At 74.6% G+C, this 13,944-nt stretch carries 17 protein-coding genes, 1 tRNA gene and 1 pseudogene; 15 read left to right on the forward strand and 4 right to left on the reverse strand.

Features of this window, described 5'->3' with window-relative positions; translation table 11 throughout:
* The 8 genes and pseudogenes from FHG89_RS01155 to FHG89_RS01185 form a co-directional block, all read left to right on the forward strand.
* Positions 1-247, forward strand: a pseudogene (locus FHG89_RS01155) (4Fe-4S dicluster domain-containing protein); the annotation flags it as partial.
* A 194-nt stretch (positions 248-441) separates the two neighbouring features.
* Complete coding sequence (gene nrfD, locus FHG89_RS01160) at positions 442-1,419, forward strand: NrfD/PsrC family molybdoenzyme membrane anchor subunit (RefSeq protein WP_425280141.1); 978 nt, start codon at positions 442-444, stop codon at positions 1,417-1,419.
* Positions 1,420-1,432: 13 nt separating this feature from the next.
* Positions 1,433-1,528: transfer RNA gene (locus FHG89_RS32715), tRNA-Sec, on the forward strand.
* 22 nt (positions 1,529-1,550) lie between these two features.
* On the forward strand, positions 1,551-2,858 hold the full coding sequence (selA, locus tag FHG89_RS01165) for an L-seryl-tRNA(Sec) selenium transferase (protein WP_139582060.1): 1,308 nt from the start codon (positions 1,551-1,553) through the stop codon (positions 2,856-2,858).
* Between the two features lie 2 nt (positions 2,859-2,860).
* Positions 2,861-4,615 (forward strand): selenocysteine-specific translation elongation factor, encoded by a 1,755-nt coding sequence (selB, locus tag FHG89_RS01170; RefSeq protein WP_139582062.1) that lies wholly within the window; start codon positions 2,861-2,863, stop codon positions 4,613-4,615.
* A 70-nt stretch (positions 4,616-4,685) separates the two neighbouring features.
* Complete coding sequence (locus FHG89_RS01175) at positions 4,686-4,883, forward strand: hypothetical protein (RefSeq protein ID WP_139582064.1); 198 nt, start codon at positions 4,686-4,688, stop codon at positions 4,881-4,883.
* Between the two features lie 78 nt (positions 4,884-4,961).
* Positions 4,962-6,239, forward strand: a complete 1,278-nt coding sequence (locus FHG89_RS01180; RefSeq protein ID WP_139582066.1) for a hemolysin family protein — start codon at positions 4,962-4,964, stop codon at positions 6,237-6,239.
* A gap of 72 nt (positions 6,240-6,311) precedes the next feature.
* On the forward strand, positions 6,312-6,497 hold the full coding sequence (locus FHG89_RS01185) for a hypothetical protein (RefSeq protein ID WP_139582068.1): 186 nt from the start codon (positions 6,312-6,314) through the stop codon (positions 6,495-6,497).
* A 3-nt stretch (positions 6,498-6,500) separates the two neighbouring features.
* Here the strand turns inward: FHG89_RS01185 and FHG89_RS01190 are convergent, their stop codons facing one another.
* Positions 6,501-7,151, reverse strand: a complete 651-nt coding sequence (locus tag FHG89_RS01190) for a hypothetical protein (RefSeq protein ID WP_139582070.1) — start codon at positions 7,149-7,151, stop codon at positions 6,501-6,503.
* Between the two features lie 132 nt (positions 7,152-7,283).
* On the opposite strand from FHG89_RS01190, the gene FHG89_RS01195 reads away from it, so the two are divergent.
* Positions 7,284-7,490 carry a hypothetical protein gene (locus tag FHG89_RS01195; RefSeq protein ID WP_139582072.1) on the forward strand — a complete coding sequence of 69 codons (207 nt, stop codon included), beginning with the start codon at positions 7,284-7,286 and terminating at the stop codon, positions 7,488-7,490.
* Here the strand turns inward: FHG89_RS01195 and FHG89_RS01200 are convergent.
* The 3 genes from FHG89_RS01200 to FHG89_RS01210 form a co-directional block, all read right to left on the reverse strand.
* Positions 7,487-7,963, reverse strand: a complete 477-nt coding sequence (locus FHG89_RS01200; RefSeq protein WP_139582074.1) for a hypothetical protein — start codon at positions 7,961-7,963, stop codon at positions 7,487-7,489. The genes FHG89_RS01195 and FHG89_RS01200 overlap by 4 nt on opposite strands.
* A complete protein-coding gene (locus FHG89_RS01205) occupies positions 7,960-8,172 on the reverse strand; it encodes a phosphatidylethanolamine-binding protein (protein WP_088948250.1) in 213 nt (70 codons plus the stop codon). The genes FHG89_RS01200 and FHG89_RS01205 overlap by 4 nt, the downstream gene beginning before the upstream one ends.
* 72 nt (positions 8,173-8,244) lie before the next feature.
* On the reverse strand, positions 8,245-9,126 hold the full coding sequence (locus FHG89_RS01210) for a universal stress protein (RefSeq protein WP_139582076.1): 882 nt from the start codon (positions 9,124-9,126) through the stop codon (positions 8,245-8,247).
* 113 nt (positions 9,127-9,239) lie between these two features.
* On the opposite strand from FHG89_RS01210, the gene FHG89_RS01215 reads away from it, so the two are divergent.
* From FHG89_RS01215 to FHG89_RS01240, 6 genes are all read left to right on the forward strand, one after another.
* Positions 9,240-9,986 (forward strand): SAM-dependent methyltransferase, encoded by a 747-nt coding sequence (locus tag FHG89_RS01215; RefSeq protein WP_139582077.1) that lies wholly within the window; start codon positions 9,240-9,242, stop codon positions 9,984-9,986.
* 67 nt (positions 9,987-10,053) lie between these two features.
* Positions 10,054-11,232, forward strand: coding sequence for a PP2C family protein-serine/threonine phosphatase (locus FHG89_RS01220; RefSeq protein WP_139582079.1), 1,179 nt, complete (start codon positions 10,054-10,056; stop codon positions 11,230-11,232).
* Positions 11,233-11,288: 56 nt separating this feature from the next.
* Positions 11,289-11,753: a MarR family winged helix-turn-helix transcriptional regulator gene (locus FHG89_RS01225; protein WP_139582081.1), complete on the forward strand. Its 465-nt coding sequence runs from the start codon at positions 11,289-11,291 to the stop codon at positions 11,751-11,753.
* Positions 11,754-12,038: 285 nt separating this feature from the next.
* Complete coding sequence (gene clsA, locus FHG89_RS01230) at positions 12,039-12,671, forward strand: cardiolipin synthase ClsA (protein ID WP_139582083.1); 633 nt, start codon at positions 12,039-12,041, stop codon at positions 12,669-12,671.
* Positions 12,668-13,612, forward strand: coding sequence for a DUF881 domain-containing protein (locus FHG89_RS01235; protein ID WP_139582084.1), 945 nt, complete (start codon positions 12,668-12,670; stop codon positions 13,610-13,612). Before clsA ends, FHG89_RS01235 begins: the two co-directional genes overlap by 4 nt.
* Positions 13,609-13,941 (forward strand): small basic family protein, encoded by a 333-nt coding sequence (locus FHG89_RS01240; protein WP_007460356.1) that lies wholly within the window; start codon positions 13,609-13,611, stop codon positions 13,939-13,941. The genes FHG89_RS01235 and FHG89_RS01240 overlap by 4 nt, the downstream gene beginning before the upstream one ends.
* Positions 13,942-13,944 lie beyond the last annotated feature (3 nt).

Below are 13,944 nucleotides of genomic sequence, written 5' to 3' on the forward strand. Positions count from 1 at the left end.
CGCCCGGGTCGAGACGTTGCACGAGCGGGGTGTGCCCGAGGCGCGGTTGTACGGGGAGGACCCGAACGACGGTGTGGGTGGCGACGCCGCGTTCTTCCTGCTGCTGGATGAGCCTGAGGTGTACGGGTTGCCACCGGACCCGATCGTGACCACCCGTGACCTGCCGGCGATGTGGAAGCGCGCAGGCCTCGCGGCTCTCGCCATGGCGGCGGCCACCGTCGCCGCGTTCGTCGGAGGTTCCTCGTGAGTGCACGCCGCCGGGAGGTGGGTGACCTGTTCCGCCGCTTCCGCGACCAGCTGACCGCGGAGGGTTCCGGCCCACTCGACGCCCCGGAGGGAAACGTCCATGGCGGACCGGCGGGTGCCGGGGCTGACCTGGGCGCGCGGCGGGAGAGCGGGCGTACCGGCCGTCGGCGCGGCGGTCGCGGCGGCGGTGAGGAACTGCGGGTGCCGGAGGCGGAGTTCACGTCGTACTACGGTCGGCCCATCCTCAAGGCGCCGGTGTGGAAGTGGGACATCGCGGCGTACCTGTTCACCGGTGGCCTGGCCGCCGGTTCGTCGCTGCTCGCCGCCGGTGGGCAGCTCACAAGGCGGCCCGCGCTGCGCCGAGCCGGACGGGCCACCGCGCTGGCCGCCGTCAGCGCCAGCACGGTCTTCCTGATCCGGGACCTGGGCCGGCCGGCACGCTTTCACCACATGCTCCGGGTGGCCAAGCCGACGTCGCCGATGTCGATGGGCACCTGGATCCTCAGCGCGTTCGGACCGGCGGCCGGGGTCGCCGCGATCGCCGAGGCCGCCGGTGTGCTGCCCCGCCGCGGGCTGCTGGGACTGGCCCGTCGGGCGTTGCCGCCGGTCGGGCACGCCGCCGGGCTGCTCGCCGCCGGCACCGCCCCCGCCCTGGCCACGTACACCGGGGTGCTGCTCGCCGACACGGCGGTGCCGTCCTGGCACGAGGCGTACCCCGAGTTGCCTGTCATCTTCGCGGGCAGCGCGCTGGCCAGCGGCGCCGCCGTGGGTCTGCTCGGCGCGCCGCCGTCGCAGGCCGGTCCGGCCCGGCGGATGGCGGTGGCGGGCGCGGCCCTGGAACTGTACGGCGCGCATCGGGTGGAGACCCGCCTCGGCCTGCTCAGCGAGCCCTACCGGCTGGGCCGGCCCGGTCGGTTGCTGCGCGCCGGTCGGCTGCTGACCGCCGCCGGGGTGGCCGGCGCCCTGCTCGGGCGGCGCAGCCGGGTGGTCAGCGCGTGGTCCGGCACCGCGCTGCTGGCCGCCTCGGTCGCCACCCGGTTCGGGATCTTCTACGGCGGTGTCGCCTCCGCGAGGGACCCGCGGTACACGGTGGTGCCGCAACGCGAACGGGTCGACGCCCGGCGGACCAGCATGGATCTTCCACCTGATCCGGCGGACCCGCCCGCAGTGTGATCGAATGGCCGGTGGAGGCGTTCAGGCGGCTGGTGCCCCTCCCGGTCTTCAAAACCGGTGTGGTCCGGGACCCGGGCCAGGCGGGTTCGATTCCCGTCCGTCTCCGCCAACCCGCATCAGGAGATGACGTGATGGGCGACGGTCCGGTGGACCCGCGACGTCGGGTGCCCCGCACCGACGCGCTGCTCGCCGACCCTCGGCTGGCCGCGGCCACCGCCACGCTCGGCCGGGACCGGGTGAAGGCGGTCGTCGCGCAGGCGCAGGAGCGGGCCCGTCGCGGCGAGATCGACCCCGAGGCGGTCCGGGACGCCGCCGTCGCCGCGCTGCCGCCGTCCGGGCCCCGCCCGGTCCTCAACGCCACAGGCGTCGTGCTGCACACCAACCTGGGCCGCGCGCCGCTGTCACCCGAGGCCGTCGCCGCCGTGGTGGCCGCCTCCGGTCACACCGACGTGGAACTGGACCTGAGCACCGGCCGGCGGGCCCGCCGCGGCCGTGACGCCCTCGACGCGCTCGCCGCCGCCGTGCCCGACGCCGAGGCCGTGCACGTGGTCAACAACGGCGCCGCCGCGCTGGTGCTGGCCGCCACCGCACTGGCCGCCGGCCGGGAGATCGTGGTCAGCCGGGGCGAACTGGTCGAGATCGGCGACGGTTTCCGCCTTCCCGACCTGTTGGAGAGCACCGGCGCGCGACTGCGGGAGGTGGGCACCACCAACCGCACCACGCTCGCCGACTACGCCGCCGCGATCGGCCCGCGGACCGGCTTCGTGCTCAAGGTGCACCCGTCGAACTTCCAGATCACCGGGTTCACCTCGGCCGCCGGGGTGCGACAGTTGGCGACCCTCGGCGTACCCGTGGTCGCCGACATCGGCTCCGGACTGCTCCGCGCCGACCCGCTGCTGCCCGACGAGCCGGACGCCACCACCACCCTGCGCGACGGCGCCACGCTTGTCACCGCCAGCGGCGACAAGCTGCTCGGTGGGCCGCAGGCCGGCCTGCTGCTCGGTGCCGCCGACCTGGTCGACCGGCTGCGCCACCATCCGCTGGCCCGGGCGGTACGCGTGGACAAGCTCACCCTGGCCGCGTTGGCGGCCACCCTGCACCACCCGGACACGCCGACCCGCGCCGCGTTGCACACCGATCCGGGCGTCCTGCGTCAGCGGGTGGAGCGGCTGCGCGACCGGCTCGGTGCCGACGGCCGCAAGGCCGAGGTGGTGCCGGCGGTCGCCGTGGTCGGCGGGGGTGGCGCTCCCGGCGTCGAGTTGGACTCGTGGGCGCTGAGCCTGCCCGAGCGGTACGCGACGCCGCTGCGCACCGGAGACCAGCCGGTGCTCGGTCGGGTGGTACGGGGCCGGCTCCTGCTCGACCTGCGCTGCGTGCCCGCCGACGCCGACGAGGCGGTCCGGGCGGCGGTGCTGCGCGTCGCCGACGGGGACGACTGAGCATGTTCGTCGTCGCCACCGCCGGGCACGTCGACCACGGCAAGTCGACACTGGTTCGGGCGTTGACCGGGATGGAACCCGACAGGTGGGCCGAGGAGCGCCGCCGGGGCATGACGATCGACCTGGGTTTCGCCTGGACGACGATGCCGTCCGGCGCCACTGTCGCCTTCGTCGACGTACCCGGGCATGAGCGTTTCGTGCCCAACATGCTCGCCGGGGTCGGCCCGGTGCCGGCGGCGCTGATCGTCGTGGCCGCCGACGAGGGGTGGATGCCGCAGTCCGCCGAGCACCTGGCCGCGCTCGACGCACTAGGTGTCGGGTACGGCCTGCTGGCGGTGACCCGCGCCGACCTGGCCGATCCGGGGCCGGCGATGGCGCGGGCCCGGGCCGAGATCGCGGCCAGCAGTGTCGGCGCGGTCGAGGCGGTGGCGGTCAGCGGCGTGACAGGCGTCGGTCTGCCGGAGTTGCGGGCCGCCCTGGACCGGCTGGCCGCCCGGCTGCCCGCGCCCACGGTGGACGGACCGGTCCGCCTCTGGGTGGACCGCAGTTTCACCGTCCGGGGCAGTGGCACGGTGGTCACCGGCACGCTCGGCGGCGGACGGTTGCGGGTGGGCGACGAGCTGGAGGTTGCCGGCGCCGACGAACCGGTCCGGGTCCGGGGCCTGCACTGCCTCGGCCAGGCCCGTTCCGAGGCCACGGCCGTCGCCCGGGTGGCGGTCAACCTGCGCGGTACGCCCCGCGACCGGCTCGGCCGCGGCGACGCGCTGCTCACCCCGGGCCGGTTCCACCGCACCGACGTCGTCGACGTGCGGCTCACCGGCGACCCGGCGGCCGACCTGCCGGCCACCCTCACCCTGCACGTCGGGTCGGCGGCGGTGCCGGTACGGGTGCGGCCGCTCGGCCCGGACACCGTCCGGCTGCGGCTGGCCCGCGCCCTGCCGCTGCTCGTCGGCGACCGGGCACTGCTGCGCGACCCGGGGCGGCACCACGTGGCCGGTGGGGTGCGGCTGCTGGACGTCGCGCCGCCGCCGCTGTCCCGCCGGGGCGCCGCCTCGGCTCGCGCAGAGGTCCTCGCCGACCTGGACGGTCGTCCCGACCTGGCCGGCGAGCTGCGCCGTCGTCGGCTGGTCCGCGTCGACACGATGATCCGGATGGGTGTGCCGGTGTCCGTCGCGCCGGTGGCCGGTGACTGGCTGGCCGACCCGGAGCACTGGCGGCGGCTGGGCGACCAGCTGACCGAGGAGGTCACCCGCCACGCCCGGGAGCACCCGCTGGAGCCGGGGATGCCTGTGGACGCGCTGCGCCAACGCCTCGCCCTGCCCGACCGGGTGCTTGTCGAGGCGCTGGTCCGCCCGCCGTTGCGCGTCCACGCCGGTCGGGTCGCCGCGGCCGGCGCCGACACGCTGCCCGAGCCGGTGGCCCGGGCCGTGCAGAGGGTCCGCGCCGAGTACGCCGAGCGGCCGTTCCGCGCTCCGGAGGCGGACCGTCTCGTCGACCTCGGGCTGGGCCCGCGCGAGATCGGGGCGGCCGTGCGCGCCGGCGCGCTGCTGCGGCTGGCCGACACGGTGGTGCTGCTGCCCGACGCGCTCGACGACGCGGTCCGGGTGCTGGCCGGGTTGCCGCAGCCGTTCACGCTCTCCGCGGCCCGGCAGGCGTTGGACACCACCCGCCGGGTGGCGGTGCCGCTGCTGGAACTGCTGGACCGTCGGGGCGCGACCCGTCGGCTGCCCGACGACGCGCGGATCGTCGTCACCTGAGCTCCGCAGCCGGGCGGTGGTGCCGGGCCAACCGGCCCCCGGGTCGCCGGTGGTCACCTACGGTGACGCCATGGACCCTTCGGCGGTCTGGCGGGACCGGCAGCACCAGTGGCGGATCGAGGCGTACCGCGCGCCGGATCTGCGGTTCGCCATCTACGCCACGAACGGCCCCACCGAGTCGGCGCCGCTGTGGCTGTTCGGCATGGCGGCGCTGGCCCGCTGGCTGATGACCCACTCCATCTCGCTTGACGACCTGGAGGTCGACTGACGCCGGACGGCCGGAAACCGGGCCACGGCCGGCTCGGCTGCGGTTGAGTGACCTCAGGCGGGCAGACGGGGGTGCGCGATGGGCGGTCAGCTCGGACAGGTGGCCCTCGTGGCCGTCCTGGTGCTGGTCAACGCCGCGCTCTCCGGCAGCGAGATGGCGTTGGTGACGCTGCGCGAGGGGCAGTTGCGTCGGTTGGGTCGGCGGTCCCGTTCCGGTGACCGACTGGTGCGGCTGTCCCGTGACCCGAACCGCTACCTCGCCACCATCCAGCTCGGCATCACCCTTGCCGGTTTCCTCGCGTCGGCGGCGGCCGCGGTGTCGCTGGCCGAGCCGTTGGTCGGCCCGCTGGGCTTCCTGGGCGCGGCGGCGCGTCCGGCCTCGGTGCTGGCGGTGACGGTGCTGCTGACGTTCGTCACGCTGGTGCTCGGGGAGTTGGCGCCGAAGCGGTTGGCGATGCAGCGGGCGGAACGGTGGGCCCTGCTCAGCGCCGGCCCGCTGGATCTGCTCGCCCGGCTGTCCCGACCGGCGGTGTGGCTGCTCAGCCGCGCCACCGACGTCGTGGTGCGCCTGGCCGGCGGCGACCCGCGCGCCAACCGGGAGGAGATGACCGAGGACGAGCTGCGCGAGATGCTGGTCAGCCAGCGCGGCCTGTCCGCGCAGCAGCGGGAGATCCTGACCGGCGCGTTCGACATCGCCGGCCGGACGCTGCGGGAGATCCTGGTGCCCCGGCGGGAGGTGACCGCCCTGCCGGCCAGCCTGCCGGCCGACGAGGGAGTCCGCCGGCTGGCCTCGGCGGGGCGGTCCCGTGCGCCGGTCACCGGTCCGGGTGGCCTGGACGAGGTGACCGGTGTCGTGCACATCCGGGACCTGGTGCGCGCCGGTGGCGGCACGGTGGGGCAGTGGGGCCGAGCGCCGCTGCTGCTGCCGGTCACCCTGCCGGTCGCCGACGCGTTGCGTCAGCTTCGTCAGGAGCACCAGCAGCTGGCCCTGGTGGTCGACGAGCACGGGGGCATCGACGGCATGGTGACCCTGGAGGATCTGCTGGCCGAGGTGGTCGGCGAGCTGTACGACGAGACCGACCGCGATGTGCACGACGTGATCCGGGAACCCGACGGGACGCTGCTGGTGCCCGGCGACTTCCCGCTGCACGACCTGCCCGATCTGGGGGTGCGGCTGACTTTTCCGCTGTCGCGGGAGTACACGACGGTGGCCGGTCTGGTGTTGGCGCGGCTGCGGCACCTGCCCGCCGGACCGGGGGAGGTCGTGCGCCTGCCCGGGCTGTCCCTCGAGGTGGTGGAGGTCGCCGACCGGGCGGTACGCCGGGTACGGCTGGGCGGGTTCGTCGCCGAGGGTTGAGGACCACCCGAACGAGGGACGGCAGTCCAAAAACAACGCAAATGAGGTGGTTCCTCGCCTACGGTGCGGTACGTGAAGGACCGAGGGTTGCGTACGTTCGTCACGGTGCTGGCCGGCCTCGCGGTGATCTACTTCGGCAGCACCGGCCGCAGCCCCGAGGAGGGCGGCGGCATCTCCGGCGGGGTGGTGGTGCTGGCGCTGCTCACCGCGCTGCTGGTGTGGCACCTGACCCGGCCGGGGGACAAGACGGTCAAGTGAGCCTCAGCGGGCCGCCACGCGAGTGACCTCGCCGGCGGACTCCTCGCCGAGCGCCACCCGCACCAGCGCCGAGGCCAGCCGGCCGAAGTCCGGCTCGTCGACCAGCCCGGCCAACCCGCCCGGTGACCCCGGCAGGCCCAACCGCTTCGCCCCGGCCAGGGCCCGGCGATCGGCGTACGGGCGCAGGTCGGACCAGACCGTCTGCGCCTCGCGCAGGTAGATGTCGGCGCCGGTGGGGCCTATGCCGGGGAACTCGGTGAGCCGACGGCGCAGCCCGGCGGGGTCACCCTGGGCCTCGCGGTGCAGCCGCCGCAGGTCACCGTGCCAGCGGTCCAGGCACAGCCGGGCGCCGATGCCGAGCATCGTCGCCGTGCGCTCGTCGTAGCGGCGGTAGTGCCCGCGACCCAGCGCGTCGACCCGCTGCTGCCAGCTTGCCGCCTCCATCGCCTGCGGCGTGCGGTAGCCCGCGGCGAACAGCTCCCGCGCGGCGTCCACCGCCACGCACGCCCGGATCCGGGTACTCAGCAGGGTGGCCAGCACCAGCAGCTGGTACAGCGGCCCGGGCCGGTCGGAGAGCCGGATACCGGCCTCCTCCGCGTAGGTGTCGCCACGCCGGTCCAGCAGGACCCGCACCACGTTCCGATCGTTGCCCACACCCGACGGGTACCCGCCCGGCGGGCGACTAGCCCTCCCGGCGGGCAGCGGGACCGGAATGCCGCCGGACCCGGCGGGTATGCCGCCGTGGAGGCGGTCGACGCCGCCTGCCGTACCCGGAGGGAGACACCAGTGGTCAACCCGCAGCAGGAGGAGTTCCGGCGTAACGCCAGGGGCGCCACCAGTCAGGACAGCAAGGGGCCCAGGCCGACCGGGCACCCGCTCAACCGTGGCTCGTCGCGCGGGGACGTCGGCCGGCCGGTGCCCAAGGGGCAGGTGTCGCCGTACGGCCCGGCCGGCGAGCCGGTGGCCGAGGACGACAGCGACACCCGGGCCTAGCGACCTCGATCTGACGGCCGCCGCAACCTGTTCCAGGTGGCGGCGGCCGTCAGCCCGTACGCCAGGTGCGGAATGATGTCGGAGATCCAGTCCGAGCGCCGCCACGTCCGGGGATCGCTGATGCCCAGTGCCGTGATGGAGCCGTCGGTCATGGTCATCACGCCGGCGCCGAGAAGTCCCGTGGCCACCGGCAGCGGCTGGCGACGGCCACCGGCGTAGAGGGCGAACGCGACGCCCGCGGCGATGCCCAGCCCGTAGCCGATCAACGGGCCGAGGCCCGAGCGGCGGTTGGCCGCCCGGGCCCCGGACCCCAGGTTCACGTGCGCGATACCGGCCAGGCGGTCCACGGTCTCACCCGGGACGCTGCTCTCGGGCCGGGCCCGCAGCGCCACGTCGAGGTAGCTGACCACGTTCAGCGCGGTGCTGCCGACGGCGCCCGCGATGGCGCCGTCGGCCAGGTCCACCCGCCTCACTTCGGATCGCCCGGTTCGCGCTCGCTCTTGGGGCCGTACGTGCGCTCACCGCGCACCACGCCCCGCTGGCCGCGATCCTCCTGCAGGATCCGGTTGGCGACCTGGTTGGCCTTGCCGTCGGGTACCCGCCGTCCGGAGTCGTCGATCGCGTTGCGCAACCGCGCCCGCTGCTTGTCGTACGCGTTGCTGCCCGGCCGTGGTCCTGGCATGTGCCGCCTCCTTGCCTCGCCGTTGGCGTACCGCGGCCGTCTACCCGTCTGGCGGCGGGCCAACCCCGGGCGTCAGCGGGGGCCGCGCACCACCGCGACGGGGCACCGCGCGTGGTGCAGCACGGACTGGCTCACCGACCCCAGGAGCAACCCGCTCACCTCGCCGCGCCCCTGCCCGCCGACCACCACCAGTTGGGCGGTGCGGGACTCCTCGGCGAGCACGGCGCCGGGGCGGCCGTGCACCGCCTGCCCGGTCACGCGCAGGCCCGGGTGTCGCTGGGCCAGCCCGTCCAGCGAGTCGGCCAGCTCGCGTTCCTGCTCGTCGTGCAGCCGTGTCTCGTCGTACACCAGGGGTTGCATGTCGCCGGGGCCGCTGCTGCCCGGATGCCGGTAGGCGCGCACGGCGCGCAGCGCGACGCCGCGCGCCTCGGCGGTCTCGGCGGCGAACTCGGCGGCGAGGCGGGACGCCGGCGAGCCGTCGATCCCGACCACGACCGGCTCGTCGGGCCGTTGCTCGCCGCGGGCCACCAGCACCGGGCAGTCGGCGTACGCGGCGACCTGGACCGCCACCGAGCCGAGCACCAGCGCGGCGAAGCCGCCCAGCCCTCGGTCGCCGAGCACGATGAGGGCGGCGGTGGGGGATTCGCCGACCAGCACGGCCGACGCCTCGCCGTCGATGATCTCGCCGGAGACGGTCAGCCCGGGCGCGGTCGCCTCGGCCTCGGCCACGGCGGCGCTTACCAGTTCCGTCGCCTGGTGGCGCAGCCCGCCGCCGGGCGGGGCGCCCGGCGCGGGGGAGTCCGGCACACGCAGCAGCGGCCAGATGAACCCGTGCACCACGCGCAGCGGCCGACGCCTGCGGACGGCCTCGGCGGCGGCGAGGCGCACGGCGCGCAGGGACGGCTCCGAGCCGTCCACGCCGACCACCACCGCCGCGCTGTTCGCCGAGTTCACCGGCCACCTCCCGCCGGTTCCACTATCGCGCCCGACCCGGGCGCGGCGCAGCCATACCGCCGCGCGCCCGGGTCGGTACGCTTGCGACCACCTGACGAGAGGGAGCGTCGTCGATGGGCGAACCGGATCAACCGAGCACCGCGCGCATGATCGACTACTGGCTCGGTGGGGCCGACCACCTCCCGGTGGATGTGGCCGCCGCGACCGCCTTCGAGCAGGCGTACGGGCCGTGCGCGCCGGTCTTCCGGGAACTGCGGGCCTTCCTGGGCCGGGCGGTGCGGGCGATCGCCGCGCAGGGCGTGGACGGTTTCCTGGTCTTCGGCGCGGGAGTGCCCACGATGGGTAACGTGCACGAGGTCGCCGCCGAGGCGACGGTGCTCTACACCGACGTCGACCCGGTCACCATCCGGCTCGGGCAGCGCATCCTCGCCGGCAGTGACCGGGTCGGCTACGGCTTCGGGGACGCCACCGACATCGGCACGATCGACCCGGCGCAACTGCACCGGTTCGTTCCGGGGTGGGGGCGGCGGCCGGTCGGGGTGGTGTTCCTCGGGCTCGCCGCGTTCCTCGACGACGACACGCTGATGAGGACCTTCGACGAGTTGTACGCCGCCGCCGCGCCGGGCAGCCTGCTCGCCGTGGACTTCGACACCGAGGAGCTGGCCACCCATCCGCAGGCGCTGGCGATGATGGGGCCGACGTTCCGGATGCGTCCGCCGGCCGCGTTCGCGCCGCTGCTGGGTCGGTGGGCGCCGACGGCGGACGGGATCGTGCCGGTCAGCCGTTGGCGTCCGGACGGCGTGCCCGCCGAGGTGCCCGACGCGTTCTACGGCGCGCTGGCGGTCCGCGGCGAGGACTGACCGCGGCGACGGGCTGTCCGGGGGCGTCCGTATGATGCTTGCCCTGTAGCAAGTTTCTGGAGGACGCATGGTGGACGGGCCGGACGTGGTGTCGCGCGCGTTGCGCGAGGCTCCGCCCGACCAGCTGGCGGAGGCGGCGGACCGCGCGATCCGTTCGGCGCTGGGCGCCGTACGCACGGACGTGTTCGTGGCCGACTACCGGATCAGCGGGCTGTGGCCGGTGCTGGATCCGGACCTGCCAGCGGCCGGGTTCCTCGCCTGTCACACCGTGGCGCAGCGCTGCTTCAGCAGCCAGCAACCGGTGCACGACATCAGCGACGAGGGTCCGTGCCGGCTGTACCTGCCCCTGACGGCGTGGGGGGAGCGGCTGGGCGTGCTGCTCATCGAGCTGCCCTCGGCGCCGGGTCCGGCCGTCACCGGCCGGGCCACCGACATCGCCGGGGCCCTCGCCGTGGCGATGCGGGCGGCGGACCGGGTGACCGACCGGTACCGCCGGGCCCGCCGCCGTGAACGCCTCAGCATGGCCGCCGAGATGCAGTGGGACCTGCTGCCCGGGCGCAGCGTGTCGCACCGCGCGTTCCACCTGGCCGGCCAACTGGAGCCGGCGTACACGGTGGCGGGTGACCACTTCGACTGGTCGCTGGACGGTGACCGGCTCACCCTGACGGTCCTCAATGGCGAGGGCAGCGGTCTGGCCGCGTCGATGCTGACCGCGGTCACGGTGAACGCGATGCGCAACGCGCGCCGCTCCGGCGGTGGTCTGGTGGAGCAGGCGGAGTTGGCGTCGGACACCGTCTTCTATCAGCACCGGGGGCACCGGTACGTGGCCACGCTGCTGCTGGAGGTGGACACCGGCACCGGGCGGGTGCGGGTGGTCGACGCCGGTTCGCCGCACCTGCTGCGGCTGCGCGGGGCGGTGGTGGAACCGGTGAAGGTGGAGCAGCAGATGCCGCTGGGCATGTTCGCGGAGACCCGCTACGAGCTTCAGGAGTTCCAGCTCGAGCCGGGGGAACGCGTCTTCGTGGTCAGCGACGGGGTGTGGGCGGCCGAGCCGCCGGGGCAGGAGCCGTACGGGCAGCGGGCGATGGCGCGTTCCCTGCGCGCCACACGCTTGCAGCCGCCGACCGAGGCGGTTGGTACGGTGATGCGCGAACTGCATGCCTACCACGCGGATTCCGATCTGCGCGACGACGCGGTCGTGGTCTGTCTGGACTGGCACGGTCCGCGCGAGCGGAACGGCGGGTGAGGATCGCCGCCGCTTCGCCGGGTGGGCACCAGCGCGACGACGGCAGGGGACATCGGGTGGAGCGACCTGGGGATCTCGCCACGGCGATCGCCGTGGCCGCCGAGACGATGGTCGCCGTGCTGGAGTCGGCGGCCGCGCGTCATCAGGTGCCGCCGACCCAGTTGCGGGTGCTGATGCTGATCAGCGGCCGGTCGGAGACAAACGTCAACCGCCTGGCCGAGCTGCTGGATGTGGGGCCGTCCTCGGCGAGTCGGCTCTGTGACCGGCTGGAGGCGACGGGTCTGCTGCGTCGGGTGGCCGACCCCCGGGACCGGCGCGAGGTGCGCCTGGTGCTGACGGCGGCGGCGCAGACCCTCCTGCGGGAGTTGGCCGAGCGGCGGCAACGGGCGGTGCAGGTGGTCCTGGACCGGATGCCACCGCGTACCCAGCACGACGTCCTGGCGGCGTTGCTGGCGTTCGGTCGGGCGGCGACCCAGACGGTGCCGGAGCAGCAGTCCGACCCGGCGGTCCAGACGGCCTGACCAGCTGAGCCCCTCCACTACCATCCTAGGACGCCCTGCGCACGGTGATCCACGCCACAACGCGGCACAGCCGCGCCAACCGCCGAGCGACGGGGCCGGGCAGGTCAACGGGAGCCCGATATAGTGGCAGCGCACTGAGCCGGCCCGTGATCATCGAGATCGCGGGCCGCGTCAGGGAGAGGCCCCGTCCGGGGCCTCAGGGGGAGCCGGCGGTGGCCGGCCCGACAGCGCGTACGACCTCCGCGCCCGCCCGGGTGGATCGGAGCGCGCCGCGAAGGAGGTTCGGTGTCGCCTCGGCCGGCTCGGGCAGAGCATCCGCGAGACACCGGCGAGCAGACTCCCGGCGACCAGGTGCTCACCCTGCCCAACCTGATCAGCTTCGGACGGCTGCTGGGCGTACCCCTGTTCCTCTATCTGTTCCTGGTGTCCCGCGCGGACGTGGCGGCGGTGGTCGTGCTGGCCATCGGCGGCACCACGGACTGGGTCGACGGCTGGATCGCCCGTCGGCTTCGTCAGGTGAGCCGTCTCGGGGAACTGCTCGACCCCCTCGCTGACCGGCTCTACATCCTCGCCACGCTCGTCGCCTTCACCGTCCGGGAGGTGGTCCCGTGGCAGTTCACCGCGGCGCTGCTGGCCCGGGAGTTGCTGCTGCTCGGCTCGCTGGGTGTGCTGCGCCGCTACGGCTACGGCCCGCCGCCGGTGCACTATGTCGGCAAGACCGCCACGTTCCTGCTGCTCGCGGCGTTCCCGGTGCTGCTGCTGGCCACCGAGTGGAGCGCGGGGGCGACGGCGACGGCCGCGATCGGCTGGGGGCTGGCCTGGTGGGGGCTGGTGCTCTACTGGGTGGCCGGCGGCATGTACGTGGTGCAGGCGTCCCGGCTGGTGCGCGCGGCGCGCGGCCCGGGAGCGGCGGCGTGAGCGCGCCGCGGCCCGGGGGCGGTCGGCAGGACCGGGTGTACGCGCCGGACTTCCTCACCGAGTTGTTCCGCAACCCGCTGGATCCCGGGTACGCCGACGCGGCGGCCGCCCGTCGTGGCGCGGCGTCGCCGCCGCCGGCCCGGGGTTGGCGGGCCTGGTCGACGCGCTCGGTCAGCCTGGTCGTGGTGGTGATGCTGGGTTTCCTGTTCGCGGTGGCGTACCGGCAGACGATGGCGGACGAGCCGGGGCGTAGCCAGGCCCGCTCCGGTCTGGTGGCGCAGATCAAGGAGCGGGAGAGCCAGACCGACAGGTTGTCCACGCGGGCGGACGAGCTGCGCGAGGAGGTCAGCCGGCAGCGGGACGCGGCGTTGAGTGGGACGGCGGCGGCTCGTCTGCGGGACCTGGAGGCGAGCACCGGGCTGGGTCGGGTGCGCGGTGACGGTGTGGTGGTGCGCCTGGCGGACGCGCCGGACAAGGCGGACGCGGTCACCGGCGCCGGCGCCGGGCCGCCGCGGGTGCTGTACAGCGACCTGCAGGGGGTGGCGAACGCGTTGTGGAGTGCCGGCGCGGAGGCGATCGCCATCAACGGGCAGCGGTTGACCGCGACGTCCACGATCCGGTCGGCGGGTGAGGCGATGCTTGTGGACTTCCGGCCGGTGACGGGGCCGTACGAGGTGTCTGCGATCGGCCCGTCGTCGATGCGGCGCAAGTTCGACGACAGTCGTAACGCGGCGCTGATGCGGGATGTGGCGCAGAAGACGGGCCTGTCGTTCGGGGTGCGCAAGGCGAATGACCTCACCCTGCCGGCGGCGCCGGAGCCGCAGCTACGCTACGCCAAGCCGTCGGTCAGTCCGAGCCCTTCCGTGTCGGGTGGCCGGTCCGGCAGTCCCGGGTCGTCTGGTTCGCCGGCGACCGTCAGCCCCTCCGGAGGTGGTCGATGATCGCGGTGCTGGCGTTGCTCGCCGGTGTGGTGCTCGGTGTGTGGCTTGATCCCACAGTGCCGGCGGCGTTGCAGCCGTACCTGCCGATCGCGGTCGTGGCCGCGTTGGACGCGGTGTTCGGTGGGGTTCGGGCCAAGCTGGACCGGATCTTCGATGACAAGCAGTTCGTGGTGTCGTTCATCTCGAACGTGCTGGTGGCTGGTCTGATCGTGTATCTGGGTGATCAGTTGGGTGTGGGCGGGCAGTTGTCCACTGGTGTGGTGGTCGTGCTCGGTGTGCGTATCTTCGGCAACGTGGCGGCGATCCGTCGGCACCTGTTCCGGGCGTAGGTT

Source organism: Micromonospora orduensis, from assembly GCF_006228125.1.
Lineage (GTDB): Bacteria > Actinomycetota > Actinomycetes > Mycobacteriales > Micromonosporaceae > Micromonospora > Micromonospora orduensis.